This is a genomic window from Streptomyces sp. NPDC051136 (genome assembly GCF_044455745.1).
Lineage (GTDB): Bacteria > Actinomycetota > Actinomycetes > Streptomycetales > Streptomycetaceae > Streptomyces.
In genome coordinates this window covers 311220-334137 of sequence record NZ_JBITFE010000009.1, presented here as the reverse complement: position 1 = coordinate 334137, position 22918 = coordinate 311220, and the positions used below count along the sequence as shown (strand labels likewise).

At 73.7% G+C, this 22918-nt stretch carries 23 protein-coding genes; 6 read left to right on the top strand and 17 right to left on the bottom strand.

The window, feature by feature from the left end; translation table 11 throughout:
• Nucleotides 1–95 precede the first annotated feature (95 nt).
• The 6 genes from ACIBCJ_RS26575 to tsaB all read right to left on the bottom strand — a co-directional run bounded on the left by ACIBCJ_RS26575 (nt 96) and on the right by tsaB (nt 5156).
• Nucleotides 96–1133, bottom strand: coding sequence for an LCP family protein (locus ACIBCJ_RS26575; RefSeq protein ID WP_362100853.1), 1038 nt, complete (start codon nt 1131–1133; stop codon nt 96–98).
• A gap of 130 nt (nt 1134–1263) precedes the next feature.
• Complete coding sequence (locus ACIBCJ_RS26570; RefSeq protein WP_362502652.1) at nt 1264–2316, bottom strand: LacI family DNA-binding transcriptional regulator; 1053 nt, start codon at nt 2314–2316, stop codon at nt 1264–1266.
• A 255-nt stretch (nt 2317–2571) separates the two neighbouring features.
• Nucleotides 2572–2853, bottom strand: coding sequence for a hypothetical protein (locus ACIBCJ_RS26565; RefSeq protein WP_362100848.1), 282 nt, complete (start codon nt 2851–2853; stop codon nt 2572–2574).
• The gene (gene tsaD, locus ACIBCJ_RS26560; RefSeq protein ID WP_365980441.1) at nt 2850–3980 is read right to left on the bottom strand and encodes a tRNA (adenosine(37)-N6)-threonylcarbamoyltransferase complex transferase subunit TsaD; all 1131 of its coding nucleotides are present in this window, start codon (nt 3978–3980) and stop codon (nt 2850–2852) included. Before tsaD ends, ACIBCJ_RS26565 begins: the two co-directional genes overlap by 4 nt.
• A complete protein-coding gene (gene rimI / locus ACIBCJ_RS26555; RefSeq protein WP_362100949.1) occupies nt 3973–4458 on the bottom strand; it encodes a ribosomal protein S18-alanine N-acetyltransferase in 486 nt (161 codons plus the stop codon). The genes tsaD and rimI overlap by 8 nt, the downstream gene beginning before the upstream one ends.
• A gap of 44 nt (nt 4459–4502) precedes the next feature.
• Entirely contained in the window at nt 4503–5156 is a 654-nt protein-coding gene (gene tsaB, locus ACIBCJ_RS26550) for a tRNA (adenosine(37)-N6)-threonylcarbamoyltransferase complex dimerization subunit type 1 TsaB (protein ID WP_365980440.1), read from the bottom strand.
• A 183-nt stretch (nt 5157–5339) separates the two neighbouring features.
• Here tsaB and ACIBCJ_RS26545 point away from each other — a divergent pair, with 183 nt between their 5' ends.
• Nucleotides 5340–5894, top strand: a complete 555-nt coding sequence (locus ACIBCJ_RS26545) for a hypothetical protein (protein ID WP_362502646.1) — start codon at nt 5340–5342, stop codon at nt 5892–5894.
• 34 nt (nt 5895–5928) lie between these two features.
• On the opposite strand, the gene ACIBCJ_RS26540 is transcribed toward ACIBCJ_RS26545, so the two are convergent.
• The 4 genes from ACIBCJ_RS26540 to alr form a co-directional block, all read right to left on the bottom strand.
• Nucleotides 5929–6147, bottom strand: a complete 219-nt coding sequence (locus tag ACIBCJ_RS26540; protein WP_399283426.1) for a hypothetical protein — start codon at nt 6145–6147, stop codon at nt 5929–5931.
• A 693-nt stretch (nt 6148–6840) separates the two neighbouring features.
• Nucleotides 6841–7404, bottom strand: a complete 564-nt coding sequence (tsaE, locus tag ACIBCJ_RS26535; RefSeq protein WP_365980439.1) for a tRNA (adenosine(37)-N6)-threonylcarbamoyltransferase complex ATPase subunit type 1 TsaE — start codon at nt 7402–7404, stop codon at nt 6841–6843.
• Nucleotides 7370–8641, bottom strand: coding sequence for an alpha/beta hydrolase (locus ACIBCJ_RS26530; protein ID WP_362100832.1), 1272 nt, complete (start codon nt 8639–8641; stop codon nt 7370–7372). Before ACIBCJ_RS26530 ends, tsaE begins: the two co-directional genes overlap by 35 nt.
• Nucleotides 8642–8735: 94 nt before the next feature.
• Complete coding sequence (gene alr / locus ACIBCJ_RS26525) at nt 8736–9911, bottom strand: alanine racemase (RefSeq protein WP_365980438.1); 1176 nt, start codon at nt 9909–9911, stop codon at nt 8736–8738.
• A gap of 79 nt (nt 9912–9990) precedes the next feature.
• Between alr and ACIBCJ_RS26520 the strand changes: the two genes are divergently transcribed.
• Nucleotides 9991–10362: a holo-ACP synthase gene (locus ACIBCJ_RS26520; protein WP_133887711.1), complete on the top strand. Its 372-nt coding sequence runs from the start codon at nt 9991–9993 to the stop codon at nt 10360–10362.
• Between the two features lie 17 nt (nt 10363–10379).
• Here the strand turns inward: ACIBCJ_RS26520 and ACIBCJ_RS26515 are convergent, their stop codons facing one another.
• Complete coding sequence (locus ACIBCJ_RS26515) at nt 10380–11003, bottom strand: XRE family transcriptional regulator (protein WP_362502634.1); 624 nt, start codon at nt 11001–11003, stop codon at nt 10380–10382.
• Between the two features lie 322 nt (nt 11004–11325).
• Between ACIBCJ_RS26515 and ACIBCJ_RS26510 the strand changes: the two genes are divergently transcribed.
• The gene (locus ACIBCJ_RS26510; protein ID WP_362100823.1) at nt 11326–12771 is read left to right on the top strand and encodes an NAD(P)H-hydrate dehydratase; all 1446 of its coding nucleotides are present in this window, start codon (nt 11326–11328) and stop codon (nt 12769–12771) included.
• 140 nt (nt 12772–12911) lie between these two features.
• Here ACIBCJ_RS26510 and glmS read toward each other — a convergent pair whose 3' ends face one another.
• The gene (glmS, locus tag ACIBCJ_RS26505; RefSeq protein WP_362502628.1) at nt 12912–14759 is read right to left on the bottom strand and encodes a glutamine--fructose-6-phosphate transaminase (isomerizing); all 1848 of its coding nucleotides are present in this window, start codon (nt 14757–14759) and stop codon (nt 12912–12914) included.
• 110 nt (nt 14760–14869) lie between these two features.
• Complete coding sequence (locus tag ACIBCJ_RS26500) at nt 14870–15649, bottom strand: hypothetical protein (protein ID WP_365980437.1); 780 nt, start codon at nt 15647–15649, stop codon at nt 14870–14872.
• 208 nt (nt 15650–15857) lie between these two features.
• On the opposite strand from ACIBCJ_RS26500, the gene coaA reads away from it, so the two are divergent.
• Entirely contained in the window at nt 15858–16847 is a 990-nt protein-coding gene (coaA, locus tag ACIBCJ_RS26495) for a type I pantothenate kinase (protein ID WP_362100815.1), read from the top strand.
• 44 nt (nt 16848–16891) lie between these two features.
• Nucleotides 16892–17833 (top strand): DUF389 domain-containing protein, encoded by a 942-nt coding sequence (locus ACIBCJ_RS26490; RefSeq protein WP_365980436.1) that lies wholly within the window; start codon nt 16892–16894, stop codon nt 17831–17833.
• Between the two features lie 99 nt (nt 17834–17932).
• Here ACIBCJ_RS26490 and glmM read toward each other — a convergent pair whose 3' ends face one another.
• The 4 genes from glmM to ACIBCJ_RS26470 all read right to left on the bottom strand — a co-directional run bounded on the left by glmM (nt 17933) and on the right by ACIBCJ_RS26470 (nt 21921).
• Nucleotides 17933–19291 (bottom strand): phosphoglucosamine mutase, encoded by a 1359-nt coding sequence (gene glmM / locus ACIBCJ_RS26485; RefSeq protein ID WP_362502618.1) that lies wholly within the window; start codon nt 19289–19291, stop codon nt 17933–17935.
• 217 nt (nt 19292–19508) lie between these two features.
• Complete coding sequence (gene rpsI, locus ACIBCJ_RS26480) at nt 19509–20021, bottom strand: 30S ribosomal protein S9 (RefSeq protein ID WP_133887703.1); 513 nt, start codon at nt 20019–20021, stop codon at nt 19509–19511.
• 42 nt (nt 20022–20063) lie between these two features.
• A complete protein-coding gene (gene rplM, locus ACIBCJ_RS26475) occupies nt 20064–20507 on the bottom strand; it encodes a 50S ribosomal protein L13 (protein ID WP_064729367.1) in 444 nt (147 codons plus the stop codon).
• Between the two features lie 208 nt (nt 20508–20715).
• Nucleotides 20716–21921: a glycosyltransferase 87 family protein gene (locus tag ACIBCJ_RS26470; protein ID WP_365980435.1), complete on the bottom strand. Its 1206-nt coding sequence runs from the start codon at nt 21919–21921 to the stop codon at nt 20716–20718.
• Between the two features lie 74 nt (nt 21922–21995).
• On the opposite strand from ACIBCJ_RS26470, the gene ACIBCJ_RS26465 reads away from it, so the two are divergent.
• Nucleotides 21996–22904 (top strand): hypothetical protein, encoded by a 909-nt coding sequence (locus ACIBCJ_RS26465; RefSeq protein WP_365980434.1) that lies wholly within the window; start codon nt 21996–21998, stop codon nt 22902–22904.
• The last annotated feature ends 14 nt before the right edge of the window (nt 22905–22918 follow it).

Genomic DNA, 22918 nt, shown 5'->3' with positions numbered 1-22918 from the left:
GGCGTCTTTCCCGGCCCCTCACCCGTACGTCGATCGGGCGGGCCCCGGATCGACACCCGCCGCGACATTCCCCAAGATTCCCCGAAGAATTTTTCTCAGCGCAGTGATGTCCACAGGTCACCGGCGTCCGGCTGGTCCGCCACCACCCGGTTGGGGTCGAGGGGCGCGGGCCGCACCGGCATCGTCAGGGTGCGTACGTCGTCCGCCGCCAGGTCCCCGAGGCTGCGGCCCAGGTCCGTCAGTTCGCCCAGGGAGTCCAGGCCGGTGTCGGTGGTGAGGCTGCCGGTGAGGGCGTCGGCGACCTGGTAGAGGCGTGCGGGGTCGGTGAGCAGGTCGGTGGCGGAGATCTGCTCCAGCAGCGCCTTGACGAGCGTGTGCTGGAGTTCTATCCGGGCCAGGTCGCTGCCGCCCTCCAGGCCGTACCGGGTCCGGGCCAGACCGAGGGCTTCGGTGCCGTCCAGGTGGTGGGTGCCGGCGTCCAGGTGCAGGTGGCTCTTGTCGTCGTCGATGTCCACGTCGGTGGTGACGGTGACCCCGCCGAGCGCGTCGACCAAGTCGGCGAAGCCGGAGAAGTCCACCTCGACGTAGTGGTCCATGCGGACCCCGGTGAGGGTCTCGACGGTCTTCACGGCGCAGACCGGCCCGCCCAGTTCGTAGGCGGTGTTGAACATGGCGCTGCTCGCCGCCCTGGTCGTGCCGCCGGACGGCAGCGGGCAGGAGGGCCGCTCGACGAGGGTGTCGCGCGGGATGCTGACCACGGTGGCGGCGGTGCGGCCCGCGTCGAGGTGGACGACCATCGCCGTGTCGGACCGGGCGCCCCCGCTGTCGCCGCCGCCGAGTTCCCGGTTCTCCTCGCCGCCGCGCGAGTCGGAGCCGAGGACGAGGAGGTTCAGGGCGCCGGTCGGCACCGGGGACGCGGAGGGCGAGGCCGAGGGATCGGTGACCGGGCGGGCGGGGCGGTCGTCGCCGAGCGCGCTGTCGATGTCGACGCCCGTGATGTTGCCGTTGAGGTGCCAGTAGGCCCAGCCTGCCGCCCCGGCGCCGAGCAGCAGCGCGCCGGTCAGGGCCAGGCCGGCCGCCTTCAGCCCTCTCCGGCGGCCGTCCCGGCCGTCCTGACCGTCCCGCGCCGCCATGCGTCAGCCCCCGCCCCGGCCGTCCCGTTCGCGTTCCCACCCGAATGCCCCGCCGGAAGGAACGTAAGTCCGAATTATTGAAACTGGAACAGGTGAGTCGGACTTCTGCGGAAATTCTCAGACGGGCGGCTCATCCCTCCCGGGGCGGCGCGGTACTGCTGCGCACCTCCAGGCTGGTGGCCAGCTCCACGCGGGTCGCCGTCGGGGACCCCTCGTCCCGCCCGAGGTCCAGGACCAGCCGGGCCGCCGCCTCGGCCATCTCCATCAGCGGCTGCCGTACGGTCGTCAGCGGCGGTCCCACCCAGCGGGCCACCGGCAGGTCGTCGAAGCCGACCACGCTCAGGTCCTGCGGGATGCGCAGCCCGAGCTCGCGCGCGGCCTCGTACAGGCCGAGCGCCTGGAGGTCGTTGCCGGCGAAGACGGCGGTCGGGCGGTCCGGGCGGCGCAGCAGTTCCAGGCCCTGCCGGTAGCCGGCCTCGTGGTGGAAGTCGCCGGTCACGATCAGGTCCGGGTCGACCGGCAGCCCGGCCGTCTCCAGCGCGGCCCGGTAGCCGTCGATGCGGGCGCGGCTGCACATCATGCGGGTCGGTCCGCTGATCGCGCCGATGCGGGTGTGCCCGAGGTCGACCAGGTGCCGGGTGGCGGCGAGGCCGCCCTGCCAGTTGGTGGCGCCGATGGACGGCACGTCGGCGCCCGGGTCGCCGGCCGGGTCCATCACCACGAACGGGATGGACCGGCTGGTGAGCAGGGCGCGCTGGGACTCGTCGAGGCCGGACAGGACGAGAATCACGCCGTGCGGACGGCGGGCGGCGACCTGGTCGGCCCAGGTCCGGCCGGGGGTGAGGCGGCCCGCGCTCTCGGAGAGCACGACGCTCAGGCCGGTGTCCCGGGCCACGTTCTCCACGCCCCGGATGACCTCCATCGCCCAGGCGCTCTCCAGCTCGTGGAAGACCAGGTCGATCAGGGGCGAGCGGGTCGACTCGGCCCGCCTGCGCCGGTAGCCGTGGGTGCGCAGCAGTTCCTCGACGCGGGACCTGGTCGACGGGGCGACGTCGGCGCGGCCGTTGAGCACCTTCGAAACAGTCGGCGCCGACACACCGGCCTCTCGCGCGATCTCGGCGAGGGTCGCGGTCTGCGCGGACCGCTTTCGCGTCGGGGTCTCAGCAGGCTGCGGGGATGTCATGGCGGCGATCGTAACCCCAGGGGGCCGCCTGGCGAAGGGGACGGTGACGGGCATCTCGTCGGAACATTCGACGTGTAGACCGAATCATTCGCCCCGACCGTCGCCGTTCCCGGTCGGCCGACCGCCGTCCGCGCCGCCCCGGCCGCCGTCGCCACCGGCTCCGTCACCGCCCATCGGCGCCGCCTCGGCCGCCGTCGCCACCGGCTCCGTCACCGCCCGTCGGCGCCGGCCCGGCCGCCGTCGCCACCGGCTTGGTCACCGCCCGTCGGCGCCGCCGGACCCGTCGCCGCCGACCGACTCGAACCGCCATCGGTGCACCGCCCGCGCCACCAGCCGCGCGTCCGGTTCGGGCAGTTCCGGGAGGTCGGCGTCGTAGGCGGCGTCCCACCAGGTGATGACGAGGACCCGGTCCTGCGGGGCCCGCAGGGTCTCCCGGCGGACCGGGTCGGCCGGGAGCGGCTGTGCGCGCGCCCAGGCCAGCAGCTCCTCGCCGCGGCCGGGCAGCGCCCGCGCCTCCCACATCAGCGCGACGGTCACGAGTACAGGTTCTCCTTGCTGACCTCGTGCACGTGGTCGTGGCCGTGCGTACGGCCGTGGCCGTGGCCGTGGCCCAGACCCGGTACGTGCGGGTCCGTGACCGGCAGGGAGGAGTCGGCCGAGAGGTCCCAGTCGGAGGCGGCACGGCCCCGGGCCACCATCTCGGCGCCGAGCGCGGCCACCATCGCACCGTTGTCCGTGCACAGCTTGGGACGGGGGACGCGCAGCCGGATGCCGGCCGCCTCGCAGCGCTCCTGGGCCAGCGCCCGCAGCCGCGAGTTGGCGGCCACGCCGCCGCCGATCATCAGGTGGTCGACGCCCTCGTCCTTGCAGGCCCGCACCGCCTTGCGGGTCAGCACGTCCACGACCGCCTCCTGGAAGGAGGCCGACACGTCGCGCACCGGCACCTCCTCCCCCGCCGCCCGCTTCGCCTCGATCCAGCGGGCCACGGCCGTCTTGAGACCGGAGAAGGAGAAGTCGTAGGCCGCGTCGCGCGGGCCGGTCAGTCCGCGCGGGAAGGCGATCGCGTCCGGGTCGCCCTCGCGCGCGTACCGGTCGATGACCGGGCCGCCGGGGAAGCCCAGGTTCAGCACCCGGGCGACCTTGTCGAAGGCCTCGCCGGCCGCGTCGTCGATGGTGGCGCCCAGCGGACGGACGTCGGAGGTGATGTCCGTCGACAGCAGCAGGGAGGAGTGTCCGCCGGACACCAGCAGCGCCATCGTCGGCTCGGGCAGCGCGCCGTGTTCGAGCTGGTCGACGCAGATGTGCGAGGCGAGGTGGTTGACGCCGTAGAGGGGCTTGCCGAGCGCGTAGGCGTACGCCTTGGCCGCCGAGACGCCGACCAGCAGGGCGCCCGCGAGGCCGGGTCCGGCGGTGACCGCGATGCCGTCGAGGTCGCGCGCGCTCACCCCCGCCTCCTTGAGGGCGCGCTCGACGGTCGGCACCATCGCCTCCAGGTGGGCGCGGCTGGCCACCTCCGGGACGACGCCGCCGAAGCGGGCGTGCTCGTCGACGCTGGACGCGACGGCGTCGGCCAGCAGGGTGGTGCCGCGCACGACACCGACGCCGGTCTCGTCGCAGGAGGTCTCGATCCCGAGGACGAGGGGCTCGTCGCGTGAGTCAGCCATGGTTGTCGGTTCCTCGTTCGGTTCCCGGTACGGAGGTGGAAGGGTCGGTCAGGCGCATCACCAGGGCGTCCACGTTGCCCGGCTGGTAGTAGCCGCGCCGGAAGCCGATGGGCTCGAAGCCGAAGCGCTCGTACAGCCGCTGGGCGCGGGTGTTGTCCACCCGGCACTCGAGCAGCACCTCGGCGCACTCGAAGTCGGTCGCCGCGCGCAGCAGCTCGGTCAGCAGCCGCGCTCCGAGGCCGGTGCCCCAGTGGTCGCGGGCGACGGCGATGGTCTGCACGTCGGCCTGCTCCCCGGAGGCGACCAGACCCGCGTAGCCGACGATCCGGCCGTCCTCCTCGGCGACCAGGTAGCGCCGGCTCGCGCCGGGTCCGCGCGCGTGCGCCAGCTCGGACCAGAACATCCCCCGCGACCAGGCGTCCTCCGGGAACAGCTCGCGTTCCATGAGCAGCACGGGGTCGATGTCCCACCAGCGCATCTCGCGCAGTACGGCAGGTGCCCTCTCGTCGGTGGCTGTCCCGGTCACTTGGGGGTGACCACCTTGTAGTTCTTGGGGACCTGGGCGTCGGGCCGGCGCAGGTACAGCGGCCGGGGCGCGGGCAGCTCCTCCCCCGCCGCCAGCTTCTCGGCGGCCAGCCGGGCCAGGGCGGCGGCGGACACGTGCTCGGGCTCGTGCGCCCGGGGGAAGGTGTCCGGGTACAGCAGCGCGCCCGCGCCGACGGCCGGGAGCCCCGCGACCTGCTCGGCGATCTCGGCGGGCCGGTCGACCGCCGGGTCGGTGAGCCGGGTGCGGGAGTCGGCGTACCGCGCCCAGTAGACCTCCTTGCGGCGGGCGTCGGTCGCCACCACGAAGGGTTCCTCCAGGTCGGCGGCGAACGCGAGGCCGTCCAGCGTGCACACGCCGTGCACGGGCACGCCGAGCGCGAGCCCGAAGGCGTCCGCGGTCGCCAGGCCGACGCGCAGTCCCGTGTACGGGCCGGGGCCGGTGCCGGCGACGACGGCGGTGACGTCGTCGAGCCGCAGACCGGCCTCGGCGAGCACCCGGTCGACGGCGGGCAGCAGCAGCTCACCGTGCCGGCGTGCGTCCACCTGGCTCGACGAGGCGATGACGTCCGTACCGTCGTGCAGCGCGACGGTCACGGCGGGCGTGGCGGTATCCAGAGCGAGCAAGAGCACGCAAACAGCCTACGGCGCCGCGGGCCTCCCGTCGGACGCCCTGTGGACAACCCCGGTGCGCTCGGCCGGCCGGGACCGGTCACCCCGTGTCGCGCACCGCGTCCGTCCGCTCACGTACTGCTACCGTCGCCCCGGGGGTACGGCGCGCGGGACGTGCGAGGACGACGACGAGGTGGTCGGGCAGTGGCAAGCAGCAGCGCCGGTATCGTCACCGGCCTCGTCACGGCGGCCCTGGTGACGATCGGTGTCCTGGCCCATCAGGCGTCCGACGGCGTTCCGGGCGACCTCGGCCGGACCCGGGCGACCCCCAGCCCCGCCCCGGGCGCCACCAAGGCCCCGCGCGACCGGCGCCACCCCGACGCGCTGCCCGCGGGGTCCGGTACGGGTGAACGGGTGGTGTACTCGGTGGACGACGACCGCGTGTGGCTGGTCGGCCCCGGCAACGGGGTGCGGCGCACCTTCGGGGTCTCGCCCGGCACGGTCGACCCGGCGCCGGGCGTCTACACGGTCACGTCCCGCTCCAACCGGGTCACCGGGTCCGACGGCGTCCCGATCGAGCACGTGGTGCGGTTCACCGGGGCCGAGGGGGTGGCCGTCGGGTTCAGCGCGGCGGTCGACGGCTCCACCCCGGAGCCCGACCCGGACCGGCGCACCGGCGGCATCCGCGAGTCACGCGCGGACGGCGACGCGATGTGGGAGTTCGCGACGATCGGACGGCAGGTCGTCGTCGTCCCCTGACGGGGCGGCGGACCGGAGACGGACGCGCGAGGCGTCAGGCGGCCTCGCGACGCTCGCGGGGGTCGCGGTCGCCGCGGTGGCCGGGCCGGTCGTGGGCCGGTCGGCACGCCTGCGGCTCGGGCGCACGCGGCGGTGTCGAGACCGCCGTCGCGGCGGCGCAGGAGGCGAGCAGGTCACGCATCGACACCCCGGCCGACGCGGACGCCCGGGGCGTCGGGCGGCCCTGCGGCTGGGCCTGGGACATGGACGACATGGACGCCTCCTGGAACTCGGGGGCGGGCGCAGTAAGGCATGCCTAACTACGAGCTGAGTACCATGTGACCACGCGCAAGTCCCCGAATGCAATCTTTTGCCGACGACTTGTCGGATCCCCGGCCGGAATTCCCGCGCACGGGACGCCGGAGCCGCGGATGAGGGGCCGCCGGGCGACCACGGAGCCGCGCCGGGACCGCGATGGGACGGCGTTGCAGCCGCGCACGGGGCACCGCGGGGCGGCGTCGAGGCCGCCGGAGGGCGTCGGAACCCCGGGCCGGCCGACCGCCGTACGGCCCGGAGCCGGGAGGGCGTCGGTTTCGCGGATACGGCGGCGCTGGAACCGCTACACGGAGCGCCGCCGGACGGCGTCGGAACCGCGGAGGGCGTCGGAGGCCGGGCGGGCGGGCGGCGCCGGACGGCATCGGAGCCGGGACGGCGCCAGGGGCGCGAGTGCGAGCGGCGCTGGGGAAGGGCACGCGGGCGCGCCGCCGGACGGCACCGAGCCAGGACGGCGCCAGAGCCCGAGGCGGGGTGGCGCCGGACGGTGTCGAGACCCCCGAAGCGCTTTCCGCAGCCGCAGGCCGGGCGCAGCCGCGCGCCACCCGGGAGGCTCCGAAACCGCGGCGAAGGGGTGCCGCTGCCGCGGGCGAAGGGGTGCCGCTGCCGCGGGCAGGGCGCCGTCGGCGGTGGCTCAGCCGGTGAGGACGGTCACGTCGGTCCGGGCCCACCGCTCGCCGAGTCCCGTCACCGTCACGTGCCGTACCTCGTCGGTGGTGTCGCCGACCCCCCGGTCGATGCGGACCCTCAGCCGGTCCTCGGTCAGCTCCTCGACCTTGCCCTCGCCCCACTCGACCACGATCACCGAGTCGGACAGCGAGACGTCGAGGTCGAGGTCCTCCATCTCGTCCAGCCCGCCGGACAGCCGGTAGGCGTCCACGTGGACGAGCGGTGGGCCGTCGCCGAGCGAGGGGTGCACGCGGGCGATCACGAACGTCGGGGAGGTGACGGCACCGCGCACGCCGAGGCTCTCGCCGAGGCCCCGGGTCAGCGTCGTCTTGCCCGCGCCCAGCTCCCCGCTGAGCATCACCAGGTCACCGGCGCGCAGCAGCTTGGCGAGTCTGCGGCCCAGGTCGCGCATCTGCTCGGGGGAGGTGACGGTGATCTCGACGTCGGAGGACGGTCCGGCGGACGGACCGGAGGTACCGGAGGGACCGGAGGGCTCAGCCGGGCCCTGCGCTGCTGCTGGTGCTTCCATAGCCGTCCACGGTAGCCGCTGCCGGCAGCGCGCCCGCGCGCGCGAGCAGATCGGCGAGGCGGTCGGTGACCAGCTCCGGGTGCTCCAGCATCACCAGGTGCCCCGCGTCGGGGACCAGCACCAGCTCCGCGTCCGGCAGCAGGTCGGCGATGGCCTCGCTGTGCTCGCTGGGCGTCACCAGGTCCCGCACCCCGGCCAGCACGAGGACCGGAAGGCCGGCGAAGTGGGCGAGGGCCTCGGTCTTGTCGTGGTCGTTGAAGGCGGGGTAGTACTCGGCGACGACGTCGATGGGCGTCGACTCGATCATCCGCTCGGCGAACCGGGCCACGGCCGGGTCGACGTCCCGGGACGCGAACGAGTACCGCTTGATGATCCCGGCGAACAGGTCGGCCGTCGCCCGCCGTCCCCGCTCCACCAGCTCGGCCCGCTGCCCCAGCGCCCTGAGCACACCCGGAAGCACCCGCCGCACCGCGTTGACGCCGGCCACCGGCAGCCCGAAGTTGACCTCGCCGAGCCGCCCGGACGACGTACCGACGAGGGCGACGCCGACGACGCGCTCGCGGACCAGCTCGGGGAAGGCGTCGGCCAGGGCCATCACGGTCATGCCCCCCATGGAGTGGCCGACCAGCACGATCGGGCCCTCGGGTGCGGCCGCGTCGACGACGGCCTTGAGGTCGCGGCCCAGCTCCTCGATGGTGACCGGCAGACCGTCCCGCGTCTGGGAGACGCCCCGTCCGGACCTGCCGTGGCTGCGCTGGTCCCAGTAGACGGTGCGGACGACGCCCCTGAGGGCCGCCCGCTGGAAGTGCCAGGAGTCCTGGTTGAGGCAGTAGCCGTGGCTGAAGACGACGGTGACGGGCGCGGGCGCCTTGCGTCCGAACAGCCGCCTGCGGCGCCGGGCACGGTCGGACTCGGCGTCCGGGTCGAGGTCGTCGACCTCGTAGTACAGCTCGGTGCCGTCCTCGGCGTACGCCCGGCCCGGGGTGCCGCGCAGGCCGCCGTACGGGCCCGCGGAGTCGAGGGCGAGCCGGGCCTTCTGACGCATTCCGCGGCCGACGGTGAGCCGCTCTATCGCCACGCCGGCCGCGGCGCCCGCCGCGACCACGCCTATCGCGACCCCGGCTATGCCGGTCGCCCGGCGCCAGCCGCCGACGGCGACCTCGGCGGCGGCCTCGGCCGCGGCCTCCGTGGCGGAGACGACGGCCGCCGCGACGGCCTCCCCGTTGCTCTCGCTCACGTACACCGCTCCTCTTCGCCGGGCCGCTGTGCGGATGCGGATACCCGCTGCTGATCGCTGTCTATCCCGGACGCGGGTCCGGAGGGGCCTGCCGTCACTCGTCGACGTAGACGCGCGGGACGCGGCTCCCGATCCGGGTGACGATCTCGTAGCCGATGGTGCCGGCGGCCTGGGCCCAGTCCTCGGCGGTGGGCTCACCGCGGTCGCCGGGGCCGAACAGCACCGCCTCCGCGCCCGGTTCGGGCCGGTCCCCGTTCAGGTCGACGACGAACTGGTCCATCGCGATCCGGCCCGCGACCGTGCGCCACTTGCCGCCGACCAGGACGGGTCCGGTGGAGGAGGCGTGGCGCGGGACTCCGTCGGCGTAGCCGAGCGGGACGAGGCCGAGGGTGGTCTCGCCCGGGGTCGTGTAGTGATGCCCGTAGCTGACGCCGTGCCCGCCGGGGACCTGCTTGACCAGGGCCAGGGAGGCGGCCAGCGTCATCACGGGGCGCAGTCCGAAGTCGGCGGGGACGCCGATCTCGGGGCTCGGCGAGACGCCGTACATCGCGATGCCGGGGCGTACGAGGTCGAAGTGGGTCTCGGGAAGGGTGAGGGTGGCCGGGGAGTTGGCGATGTGCCGCACCTCGGGGCGCAGGCCCCGGCGCTCGGCGTAGGCCGTCATCTCCCGGAAGCGGGTGAGCTGGGCGGCGATGGAGGGGTGGCCGGGCTCGTCGGCGCAGGCGAAGTGGGACCAGAGCCCGGTGACGCGCAGCGCCCCTTCCGCCTCGGCCCGCAGCGCGGCCCCGACCAGTTCCTCCCAGTCCGCGCCTGGCTGGCAGCCGCCCCGCCCGAGCCCGGTGTCGGCCTTGAGCTGCACGCGCGCGGGGATCCCGGCCGCCCGTGCCGCGCCGGTGACCTCCTCCAGGGCCCACAGGGCGCTGACGGACACGTCGAGACGGGCCTCGACGGCTTCCCGCCAGGGCCCGCCGGGGGTCCACAGCCAGCACATGATCCGCAGGTCGTCCGGCAGTCCGGCCTCCGCCGACCGCAGGGCGAGGGCTTCGTGCGGGGTGGCGGTGCCGACCCAGCTCGCGCCCGCCTCGACGGCGGCGCGGGCGCAGCGGAGCGCGCCGTGGCCGTAACCGTCCGCCTTGACGACGGCCATGAGAGCCGCCCCGGGGGCCCGTTCGCGCAGCGCGCGGACGTTGGCCCGCAGGGCGGCCAGGTCGATCTCGGCCCGGGCGCGCAGTGCCGCGTCCGCGTCCCGCCGAGCAGTTGTCTCGCTCATCGTGACCCCAGTCTCTCAGAGCGCCCCGCGGCTCCCGCCGCACGCCGCCCGGTGGTGGTCAGGCCCTAGGGTTCTCCGCATGAGCATCATCGGGGTCGGGATCGACGTGGCCGAGGTCGAGCGGTTCGGAGCGTCGCTGGAGCGCACGCCGGCCCTGGCGGGGCGGCTCTTCCTGGAGAGCGAGTTGCTGCTGCCGAGCGGTGGGCGCCGGGGTGTCGCCTCGCTCGCCGCCCGCTTCGCGGCGAAGGAAGCGCTGGCCAAGGCGCTGGGCGCGCCGGCGGGACTGCTCTGGACGGACGCCGAGGTGTACGTCGAGGACAGCGGGCAGCCGCGGCTGCGGGTCACGGGGACGGTGGCGGCGCGGGCGGCGGAGCTGGGCGTGGCGTCGTGGCACGTGTCGTTGAGCCACGACGCGGGGATCGCGTCGGCGGTGGTGATCGCGGAGGGGTAGCCCCGACGGCCGCCGGGTCAGTCGGCGGGTCGGTCGGCGGTCGGCCGGACCCGGATGTGCATGCGTTCGCCCTGCGCTCCGTACAGGGCGAGCCACTCGACGGGCTGGTCCCCGGCGTTGGCGATGCCGTGCGGGACGCGGGTGTCGAACTCGGCGGTCTCCCCGGCCGCCAGGACCAGGTCGTGCTCCCCCAGGGCGAGGAGCAGCCGGCCGGAGAGCACGTAGAGCCACTCGTGTCCCTCGTGCGAGCCCTGTTCGGGGCGGGGGGTCCACTCGGTCCGCGGGGTGGCCGGGGCCGGGAGGATCTGCTTGTAGGCGTGCAGGCCGTCGTTCGGGTTCCGGGTGAGCGGGACCCACGTCTGTCCGTGCCGGGTGAAGGGACGGGGGTGCACGCGGGGGTCGCCGGTGCGCGAGCCGACGAGTTCGTCCAGGGGCAGCCGGTGTGCCCGGGCCAGCGGCAGCAGGTGCCGCAGCCCCGGCTCGCGCTGCCCCGACTCCAGCCGGGACAGGGTGCTCACGGAGATCCCGGTGTGGGCGGCGAGCCCGGCCAGGGTGAGCCCGCGGGCCTGCCGGATGGCGCGCAGGCGGGAGCCGAGCGAACCCATCACCTGCGCCGTCGTCTCGTCGTCACCGCCGCTCATGGGACAACTGTCCCCCATCCCGCTCGCCACGGGACGCCGGGCCGGCACGACAGCACGCGCCCCGGCGTGCACGTCACCGGCGCCGCCTCGCGCGCCGGGGCGGGCGCACCCGTACGCCGGCGTACGTCTCGGGGCCCGGTGATGCCCCGTACGCGGGTGCCCGCGCAGCGAGTGCTCCCGGCGTGCACGTATCCCTGTCCCGGACCGGACGTGTCCGGGACCGCGCCCGCCCCGGACCGTACGTGTCACGGACGGTACGTGTCCCGGACCATGCGTCTCCCGGACCGTGCGTGTTCCCGGTCCACGGGGAAGACTCGACGGCATGCGGACTGCGTACAGCGTGGAAACGGTCAGGAGCGCCGAGCGGGAGCTGATGGCACGGCTCCCGGAGGGGGCGCTGATGCAGCGGGCGGCGGCCGGGCTGGCCGCCGCCTGCGCCGAGGTGCTGGGGCGGGTGGCCGGGCGGGTCTACGGCAGCCGGGTGGTGGTGCTGGTCGGCAGCGGCGACAACGGGGGCGACGCCCTGTACGCGGGTGCCCGGCTGGCCCGGCGGGGCGCGGGCGTGACGGCGGTGCTGCTCGCGCCGGAGCGGGTGCACGGCGGGGGCCTGGCAGCGTTGCGGCGGGCGGGCGGGCGCGTCGCCGGCGCCGCCGCGGAGGAGTCGATCGCGCGGGCCGACCTCGTCCTCGACGGCATCGTCGGGATCGGCGGCAAGGGCGGGTTGCGCGAGGAGGCCGTACCGCTGGCCGGTGCGGCGGCGCGCTCGGGGGCCGTCGTCGTCGCCGTGGACCTGCCGAGCGGGGTCGACGCGGACACCGGTCAGGTGCCGGGGGACGCGGTCCGCGCCGACCTGACGGTGACGTTCGGGGCGCACAAGCCGGGGCTGCTGGTCGACCCGGCACGCGAGTACGCGGGGTCGGTGCGACTGGTGGACATCGGCCTGCCGCTGCCCGCCGAGGCGGCCGAACTGGAGGCGTTGCAGCACGCGGACGTGGCGCGGCTGCTGCCGGTCCCGGCGGCCGAGAGCGACAAGTACCGGCGCGGAGTCGTCGGCATCGCCGCCGGGTCGGCCCGCTACCCGGGCGCGGCCGTGCTGGCCGTCGCGGGGGCGCTGCGGGGCGGGGCCGGGGCGGTGCGCTACGTCGGTCCGGCCGCGGACGCGGTGATCGCCCGTTTCCCGGAGACGCTCGTGTCCGACCGGGGGCCGCAGCGGGCGGGCCGGGTCCAGGCGTGGGTGGTCGGACCGGGCGCCGGTGACGACGCGGCGACGGTGGCGGAGGTGCTGGCGGCCGAGGTGCCGGTGCTGATCGACGCGGACGGGCTGCGGCTGGCCGACGTGGAGGCGGTACGGGCCCGCTCGGCACCGACGCTGATGACCCCGCACGCCGGTGAGGCCGCGGCGCTGCTCGGGGTGGGCCGCGAGGAGGTCGAGGGCGCGCGGCTGGCCTCGGTGCGCGAGCTGGCGGCGCGGTACGGGGCGACGGTGCTCCTGAAGGGCTCGACGACGCTGGTGGCCAGTGCGCGGGGCGGCCCCGTCCGGGTCAACGCGACGGGGACGTCGTGGCTCGCCACGGCCGGAAGCGGGGATGTGCTGTCCGGCCTGGCGGGGTCGCTGCTGGCGGCCGGGCTGTCGGCGATGGACGCGGGAAGCGTGGGCGCGTACCTGCACGGCCTGGCGGGCCGCTTCGCGACGCGGGGCGCCCCGGCGGGGGCACACGACGTCGCCGAAGCGGTCCCGCGGGCCTGGCGCGACGTGCGGGGGGCCTGAACGGGCCGGGGGCGGGTCTCGCCGTACGGTGATCACTGGCCCCGCGGAACGGGCCTCAACCGGTCGTTGACCGGCCCTGAAACGCTCCCGGGCCGCGTCCGGCGCCGGCGCCGCCCCGGCCGCCGAGGAGCCGCCCCGGGTTACTCCACCGTCACCGACTTGGCCAGGTTCCGCGGCTGGTCCACCTCGTTGCCCCGGGCGGTCGCCAGCTCGCAGGCGAAGACCTGCAACGGCACCGTGGCCACGAGCGGCTGGAGCAGCGTCGGGGTGGCCGGGACGCGGACGACGTGGTCGGCGTAGGGGACCACCGCCTCGTCGCCCTCCTCCGCGATGACGATGGTGCGGGCACCGCGGGCGCGGATCTCCTGGATGTTGGACACGATCTTGTCGTGCAGGACGGAGCGCCCGCGCGGGGACGGCACCACCACGACGACCGGCAGGTCCTCCTCGATCAGCGCGATCGGCCCGTGTTTCAGCTCGCCCGCCGCGAAGCCCTCGGCGTGCATGTACGCCAGTTCCTTCAGCTTGAGCGCGCCTTCGAGGGCGACGGGGTGGCCGACGTGGCGGCCGAGGAAGAGCACCGTGTCCTTGTGGGCGAGCGAACGGGCCAGTTCCCGTACCGGCTCCATGGTCCTGAGGACCTCGTCGACGGCGCCGGAGATGCCGGACAGGTCACGCACGACGTCGCGGATCTCGTCGCCGTACTTGTCGCCCCGCACCTGGCCCAGGTAGAGGGCGACCAGGTAGCAGGCCACGAGCTGGGTGAGGAAGGCCTTGGTGGAGGCGACGGCGACCTCGGGACCCGCGTGGGTGTAGAGGACGGCGTCGGACTCGCGGGGGATCGTCGAGCCGTTGGTGTTGCAGATGGCGAGGACCCTGGCGCCCTGTTCGCGGGCGTGGCGCAGGGCCATGAGGGTGTCCATGGTCTCGCCGGACTGGGAGATCGCGACGACCAGGGTCTGCTGGTCGAGGATCGGGTCGCGGTAGCGGAACTCGCTGGCCAGCTCCACCTCGCAGGGGATCCGCGTCCAGTGCTCGATGGCGTACTTGGCGATCAGCCCGGCGTGGAAGGCGGTGCCGCAGGCGACGACGACGACCTTGTCCAGCTCGCGGAGGACTTCCGGCGGGATGCGCACCTCGTCCAGGCTCAGCGTGCCGGAGCCGTCGATGCGGCCGAGGAGGGTGTCGGCGACGGCCTTCGGCTGCTCGGCGATCTCCTTGAGCATGAAGGAGGCGTAACCCGCCTTCTCGGCGGCCGAGGCGTCCCAGTCGACGTGGTAGGAGCGCACGTCGGCCGGGGTGCCGTCGAAGCCGGTGACCCGCACGCCGTCCCGGCGCAGCTCGACGACCTGGTCCTGGCCCAGCTCGACGGCGTCCCGGGTGTGGGCGATGAAGGCCGCGACGTCCGAGGCGAGGAAGTACTCGCCCTCCCCCACGCCCACCACGAGCGGCGAGTTGCGGCGGGCGCCCACCACCACGTCCGGCGCGTCCGCGTGCACCGCGACCAGCGTGAACGCGCCTTCGAGCCGTCGGCACACCAGCCGCATCGCCTCGGCGAGGTCGGCGCAGGCCGAGTACTCCTCGGCGAGCAGGTGGGCGACGACCTCGGTGTCGGTCTCGGAGGGCAGTTCGTGGCCGCGCTCGGCCAGCTCGGTCCGCAGCGGCGCGAAGTTCTCGATGATGCCGTTGTGGACCACGGCCACCCGGCCCGCGTTGTCGAGGTGCGGGTGGGCGTTGGCGTCGGTGGGGCCGCCGTGGGTGGCCCAGCGGGTGTGGCCGATGCCGGTCGCGGCGGCCGGCAGCGGGTGTTCGGACAGTTCCTTGTCGAGGTTGACGAGCTTGCCGGCCCGTTTGGCGGTGGCGAGGCCACCGTCCGCGAGCACGGCGACGCCCGCCGAGTCGTATCCCCGGTATTCGAGCCGCTTCAGACCGGCCATCACGACATCGAGTGCCGACTGAGACCCTACGTATCCCACGATTCCGCACATAAGCGGCAGCCTACGAGCAGGACCGGCCGCGCGGCGGCCGCACGGCGGGCTTCCCGTGCCCGAAATCGGAAATTCCCACCGGGGTACGAACGTCCCCGGTGGGACCGGTGTCAGCCGAGCTTGGCGAGCTGGGCGTCGGAGATCTCCGTGGGGAAGGGGAAGTCCTTGCCGGTGCCGGCGGAGGCCAGGTTCAGCACGGTGAACGAGGCGACGGTGGAGCCCTTGCGGGTGACGTAGACCTTCACCGGGAAGGCGTCGCCGTCGTCGCCGGTCATCGTCATCGTCATCGCGACCGCCTCGTCGGCACCGCCGGGCGCCGGGTCCTCGGCCACCTTGGCGATGCGGGCCTTCTCACCCATCGCGGTGAAGGTGAAGCCGCCCGCGCACGCGCCGGCCGCCTCCTTCACGTCCTTCAGGACGGCCTCGGCGCCGCCGTCCTCGTACGACGCCAGCGTCACCAGGGCCTTGTCCAGGTCGAACGCGGCTCCGATCTCCTCCTCGGTGCTCGCGTCCCCGGACGGCTTCTTCGGCCCCTCCGTCCAGCTGCGCTTGACGGACGCGGCGGGCTCGCCCAGCGGCACGCCCGTCTCGGCGAGGGCGAGCGGCTCGCACGCGGCCTTCTCGCCCTTCACCTTGTCCTTGGCGACGTCGTCCGCCGCCGACACCTTGGTGACCTTGCCGCTCTTGACGTCCGCCTGCGCCAACGCGGCCTTCTCCAGTTCGGCGGTGGTGAGGGCCTTGGCCGCCGGGGCGGCGGAGGCGCCCTCACCCTTGCCGTCACCGGCCGCCTTGTCACCGTCGTCCTGCGAGGAGCCGCACGCGGTGGCGAGCAGGGCCAGGGCGGCGACGGACGAGGCGAGGGCGGTACGGCGCACAGCGGACAGTCTCACGTCGGGCTCTTTCTTCCAGATGTTCTTCCAGATGGCGGATACTCCGCACAAACGTGCGAAGACTGTAAGCACAGCCGCCACACAGTTGATCAAGACCGCATCACCCGGTATCCGACCGTGACACCCGCGTGACCTCCCCGGCCCCGCGGCCGGGCGGGCGTGACGCACCCCACCTGCCGCCCCGTTCGTACTCCGTTAACAATGGACTGTGATCTCTCCGGTCCCCTCGATCCCCCGGAGCGCCCACCGGCAGCGGCCGGAGGCGACTCCCTACGTCGACCTCACCCGTCCCGAGTGGAGCGCGCTGCGCGACAAGACGCCGCTGCCGCTGACCGCCGAGGAGGTCGAGAAGCTGCGCGGCCTCGGCGACGTCATCGACCTCGACGAGGTGCGGGACATCTACCTCCCGCTCTCCCGGCTGCTCAACCTCTACGTCGGCGCCACCGACGGTCTGCGCGGTGCGCTCAACACGTTCCTCGGCGAGCAGGGCTCCCAGTCCGGCACCCCCTTCGTCATAGGGGTCGCCGGCTCGGTGGCGGTCGGCAAGTCCACGGTCGCCCGACTGCTCCAGGCTCTGCTGTCCCGCTGGCCCGAGCACCCGCGCGTGGAGCTGGTCACCACCGACGGCTTCCTGCTGCCGACGCGGGAGCTGGAGGCGCGGGGCCTGATGTCGCGCAAGGGCTTCCCCGAGTCGTACGACCGCCGGGCCCTGACCCGGTTCGTCGCCGACATCAAGGCGGGCAAGGCGGAGGTGACGGCGCCGGTCTACTCCCACCTCATCTACGACATCGTCCCGGACCAGCGGCTCGTCGTCCGCCGCCCCGACATCCTGATCGTCGAGGGCCTCAACGTGCTCCAGCCCGCGCTGCCCGGCAAGGACGGCCGCACCAGGGTCGGACTCGCCGACTACTTCGACTTCAGCGTGTACGTCGACGCGCGCACGGAGGACATCGAGCGCTGGTACCTCAACCGCTTCCGCAAGCTGCGCGCGACCGCCTTCCAGAACCCGTCCTCGTACTTCCGCAAGTACACGCAGGTGTCGGAGGAGGAGGCCCTCGACTACGCCCGCACCACCTGGCGCACCATCAACAAGCCCAACCTGGTGGAGAACGTCGCGCCCACCCGGAGCCGGGCCACCCTGGTCCTGCGCAAGGGCCCCGACCACAAGGTGCAGCGCCTGAGTCTGCGCAAGCTGTGAGACGGGCGGGGCGCACGGGGCGGGCGGCACGATAGAAAGACCGGATGCTGCATCTGCGCCTGATCACTCCGGCCGACCGCACCGACGAGGTGGTCCGCCTGATCGACCGTACGGTCGGCACCACCCACCTCGTCGTCCTGCCGGGCGCCGCCCGCGAACCCGAGGGCGACGTCGTCATGTGCGACGTGGCCCGCGAGGCGGGTGACGAACTCATCAACCGCCTGCGGGCGTTGGGCATCGACAGCTGCGGCGCCATCACCGCCGAGAACATCGACCTGTCCCTGTCCGAGCACGCCGACAAGGCGGAACGGGACGCGCCAGGCGAGGGCGCCGACGCGGTGCTGTGGGAACAGCTGGAGGAGGCGACGCACGAGGAGTCGACGCTCTCCGTCACCTACCTCGCCTTCATCACCCTGGCCACGATGATCGCGGCCTGCGGTGTCGTCCTCGACAACGCGATCCTGATCGTCGGCGCCATGGCGGTCGGCCCGGAGTTCGGTCCGCTCGCCGGCGTCTGCACGGCGATCGTCCAGCGCGCCCCCCGGCTGGCCCTGCGCTCGCTGACCGCCCTGCTGGTGGGCTTCGCGGTGGCGATGGCGGTGACGGTGGGCTTCAGCTGGGTCATGGCCGCTCTCGACCTGTTCACCGAGGGCAAGCTGGAGGGCGACCGGCCCAACACCGGCTTCGTCTACGCCCCGGACGCCTTCTCCTTCGTGGTGGCGGTCCTCGCCGGCATCGCGGGCACGCTGTCCCTGACGTCGGCGAAGTCCGGCGCCCTGGTGGGCGTCGCCATCTCGGTCACCACGGTCCCGGCCGCCGCGAACGCCGCCGTCGCCCTGAGCTTCGGCGACACCGGCCAGACGGTGGGCTCCTCCGAACAACTCCTGCTCAACCTGGCGGGCATCGTGGTGGCCGGAACCCTCACCCTCCTGACCCAGAAGGCACTGTGGTCAACCCAACGACGCCGGATGACGAAATCCACCTGAGGGGCGCGGGGAACTGCGCGACCAGCCACCACGAGTCGCGCAGCCCGCATCGCACGGAACCCCCCGCCCCGAAGCCGCCCCGGACCCGGCACCAGGGAACTAACCGAGCGCCGACTTCACCACATCGGCCAACCGCCCGGCGACTGACCGAGCCTGCTCGATGTCGGCCGCCTCCACCATCACCCGAACGAGCGGCTCCGTCCCGGAGGGACGCAGCAGCACCCGCCCCGTGCTCCCCAGCTCCCGCTCCGCCTCGGACACCGCGGCGGCCAGCTCCGCGGAGGTCGTCACCCGCGACTTGTCCACGTCCGGCACGTTCACCAGCACCTGCGGCAGCCGCTCCATCACCGAGGCGAGGTCCCGCAGCGAACGACCGGTCTGCGCGACCCGCGCCGCCAGCATCAGGCCGGTCAGCGTGCCGTCGCCGGTGGTGGCGTGGTCGAGGATGATGACGTGGCCGGACTGCTCACCGCCCAGGGCGTAGCCGTGCTGCTTCATCTCCTCCAGCACGTACCGGTCGCCGACGCCGGTCTGCACGAACCGGATGCCCTCGCGCTCCATGGCGAGCTTGAAGCCCAGGTTGGACATGACGGTCGCGACGACGGTGTCCGAGCGCAGCGCGTCCCGCTCCCGCATCGCGAGCGCGAGCACCGCGAGGATCTGGTCGCCGTCGACCTCCGCGCCGGTGTGGTCCACGGCCAGGCAGCGGTCGGCGTCGCCGTCGTGGGCGATGCCGAGGTGGGCGCCGTGCTCGACGACGGCGGCCTTGAGCAGGTCGAGGTGGGTGGAGCCGCAGCCGTCGTTGATGTTGAGGCCGTCAGGCACCGCGCCGATGGTGACCAGCTCGGCCCCGGCCCGCGCGAACGCCTCCGGGGAGACCCGGGAGGCCGCGCCGTGCGCCTCGTCGAGGACGATCTTCAGCCCGTCGAGACGGTTCGGCAGGACACCGACGAGGTGGGCGACGTACTGGTCGAGCCCCTCGTCGTAGTCGCGGACGCGGCCCACCCCGGCGCCGGTCGGGCGGTCCCAGGGGGCGCCGGTGCGGTGCTCGGCGTAGACGGACTCGATGCGGTCCTCCAGCTCGTCGGCGAGCTTGTGGCCGCCGCGGGCGAAGAACTTGATGCCGTTGTCGGGCATGGCGTTGTGGCTGGCCGACAGCATCACGCCGAGGTCGGCGCCGAGCGCGCCGGTCAGGTGGGCCACCGCGGGCGTCGGCAGCACGCCGACCCGCAGCACGTCCACGCCGGCGCTGGCCAGGCCCGCGACCACCGCCGCCTCCAGGAACTCCCCGGAGGCGCGCGGGTCCCGGCCGACCACCGCGGTCGCCCGGTGCCCGGCGAAGGTGCCCGCCTCGGCCAGTACGTGCGCCGCGGCGACGGAGAGGCCCAGCGCCAGCTCGGCCGTCAGATCCGCGTTGGCGACACCGCGCACGCCGTCCGTGCCGAAGAGTCGTCCCACTTGTCCTCCTGAGGAAACGTCAATTCCGGGAGCGGCTGCCGATGAGCGCGACCCACGCAGCCGGCGCTCCCGAAGACCCGGGCGCACAGCACCCGACCAACGATCACATAAGCCTTAGAACGTCTTGTGCCGTTATACGCCCAACGGCTGGGATAAACGAATGCCCCGACAGCACAGTGGCGTGCCGCCGGGGCGTTCGGAGTACAGGCAGCGAAGCTTAGCGCTTGCTGTACTGCGGGGCCTTGCGGGCCTTCTTCAGACCGGCCTTCTTCCGCTCGACCGCACGGTCGTCGCGCTTGAGGTAACCGGCCTTCTTGAGCGCGCCGCGGTTGTTGTCCACGTCGGCCTCGTTCAGGGCGCGGGCGACACCGAGACGGAGCGCACCGGCCTGACCGGAGACGCCGCCACCCGAGATGCGGGCGATGACGTCGTAGCGGTTGTCGAGCTCGAGCACCTTGAAGGGCTCGTTGACTTCCTGCTGGTGCACCTTGTTCGGGAAGTAGTCCTCGAGCGTGCGCCCGTTGACCTTCCACTTGCCGGTGCCCGGGACGATCCGGACGCGGGCGATGGCGTTCTTGCGGCGGCCCAGGCCGGCGGCCGGCTGGGGCTCGCCGAACGCGGAGGCCATGGACTCCGAGGTGTAGTCACCCTCGACGGGGACCTCGGACTCGGTGGTGTAGCTGTCGATGTCGATCTCTTCGAGCGGCTGCTCGGGAGTGGTCTCGGCCACGATGCTCCTCAGATTCTCTTCAGTCTTAAAGGGTGGCCGGGACTACTGCGCGACCTGGGTGATCTCGAACGGCTGCGGCTGCTGCGCGCCGTGCGGGTGCTGGTCACCCTTGTAGACCTTCAGCTTCGAGAGCATCTGACGGCCCAGGGAGTTCTTCGGGAGCATGCCCTTGACGGCCTTCTCGATGGCCTTCTCCGGGTTCTTGTCCAGCAGCTCGTCGTAGCGCACGGAGCGCAGACCGCCCGGGTAGCCGGAGTGGCGGTACGCCATTTTCTGGGTCCGCTTGTTGCCGGAGAGGTGCACCTTGTCGGCGTTGATGATGATGACGAAGTCACCGGTGTCGACGTGGGGCGCGTAGATCGGCTTGTGCTTGCCGCGCAGGATGGAGGCGGCCGTGGTGGCCAGACGCCCCAGGACGACGTCCTGAGCGTCGATGACGTGCCACTGGCGCGTCACATCGCCGGGCTTGGGGCTGTACGTACGCACGGTTCGTAGCCTTCGCTTCTTCAGTGAGTGGTCCTGACATTGGTCACCGAAGACGATCACGACAGCCCTGACCGCACCGCGGTGACGCATACCGCGTGCAGATCGCTGGTCATCGGTCCCGGTGGACCGGTGTAAGGGCCCCTCACGTGAGAATGAGCAAGCCAATACACATACAGCTGTGCAGAATACCCGGGCCCCGGCGGCCCGGTCAAAACGGGGCCGCGGGGGCCCGCTCCGGCTCCGGCGCACGCCCCTGGGGCACGCGCTCCCCGGCGCCCGCCGGGGCGGTCCAGCCCTGCCGGGCGACCGTCACCACGAGGACGCACAGCGTGAACGCGTCCCGGAAGGCCCGCCGCCGCTCCCCCTCCAGCCAGGGCCAGGTCAGCCCCGGTGCCTGGGGCACCAGCGCGATCCAGAACCACACCCCGCGGGCCACCGACCCGGCATACGGCAGACCGGCGAGCAGCAGCGGCAGGGCGACCAGGAGGTAGTGGTCGTAGGACGGCCTGGAGACCAGGAACGCCGAGAGCATCAGCCCCGCGCCGGTCTCCGCGAGCCGCAGCGGACCGGGGTCGGCGCGCCGCCAGCGCCGGTACGCGCACAGCACCCCGGCGCAGGCCGCCGCCACCGCGAGCCCCTGCGCGAGCGCCGCGGGCACCCCGAGCCGGGGCAGCACGGCCGCCGGGGAGGCCTCGTAGAGCCGTACGAAGCCGTCGTCGCCGTGCAGCAGGAAGGGCAGGGTGCGGGTGAAGAAGCCCGCCGGGTCGGGCATCGCCAGCGCCGCCGCGGCGGAGGCCAGCGCGGGCACCAGGACGGCCGCGGCCAGCGCCCGCCACCGGCCGGCGAAGAGGAAGAGCAGGACGACCGGCGCGAGCAGCGGCTTGAGCGCCACGGCCGCGCCGATGACCGCGCCCGCGCCCGTCCAGCGCCCCCGGCTCGCCAGCAGCAGGGCCAGCGGCAGCGCCACCGTCGCCGTCACCGTCCAGTTGCCGAGCCGCACCAGGTGCCCGAACGGCGCGAAGCCCAGCGCGAGCCCGGTCAGCCCGAGGGCCGCCAGCCGGCTGCCGAGCGGCACCCGGTGCAGGAGCAGCGCGCAGGCCCAGGCCAGCGCCAGCAGGACGGTCACCGCGCACGGCACCAGCACCCGCAGCACCGCCCCGGGCAGCAGGGCCTGCGGCACGGCGGCCAGCACGGCGCTCGGCAGGTACAGGAAGTGCGGATCGTCGTACGGGGAGCCGCCGTCCAGCCAGGTGCGGGCAGCCCGTACGACGATCGCGTTGTCCATCCCGCCGTCCGGGGTCAGCCGCGCCGCGTGCGCGGCGGACGCCGCCAGCACCGTCACGAGCACCGCCCACAGATGCCCTCCCGCCGGTCGCACCAACCACCCGGAGATGTCGCTTTTGCCCGTCCGCATGAACGGAACGCTAGGCCCTGAGGCCCTCAAGTACGCGCACCAGCACGCCCGTCGGCACGTCTAAGATGCGGCCCATGAGCTATGGGCAAGGGGGACCTCAGTCGCAGTGGGATCCCTGGAAACCGCAATCGCAGCAGCCGCAGCAGCCGTCGCAGCCGCAGCAGCCCTGGAACAGCGGCAACGGTGACAACACGCCGGACTGGGCCGCCCTCGCCGAGGCCTCCGAGGCCCGCGCCAAGCGCCGCCGGCTGCTCTTCATAAGCGGCGGCGCGCTGGCCACCGTGGCGATAGCCGGTGCCGTCGCCGTGGCCGTCGTCTCCGCGAACGGCTCCGGCCAGGCCTCCGACAGCCCCTCCTCGCAGCTCCCCTCGACGGCGGACATACCCAGCGCCACGGCCACCCAGCCGTCCTTCGCCCCGACCAGCGCGCCGCCGCCACTGGACCCGAAGGACTTCGTCTCCAGCGTCAAGAAGGACAAGGCGCCGCTCGGCCCGGACCTGCTCTTCCCCGGCACCCAGCTGACCATGGGCGAGACGGTCTACAAGAAGGGCCCGACGGCCGACACCCGCACCTGCGGCTCCGCCGCCCAGGGCACCCTGCCGAAGGTCCTCGACACCAACAGGTGCACGCGTCTGATCCGCGTCACCTACACCAACGGCGACACCGCCGTGACCGTCGGCGTGGCCGTCTTCGACACCGAGGCGCAGGCCGCGAAGGCGAAGAAGGAAGCCGACAAGAAGAGCATCGTGCGCTCCGTGTCCGGTGGCGGCGTCAAGTCCTTCTGCACCGGCGCCGTCTGCCGCTCCACCACCAACTCCTACGGCCGCTACGCCTACTTCACCGTCACCGGCTTCACGAACGGCAAGGACGTCACCGAGAAGTCCACCGGCGTCTTCCGCGCCGGTGACGACCTGGCCGAGTTCGCCTTCCGGCAGATCCGCCGACGCGGCGAGGCCCAGGCGTCGGCGGCGGCGGAGGGCTGACGCCCCCGGCGGTG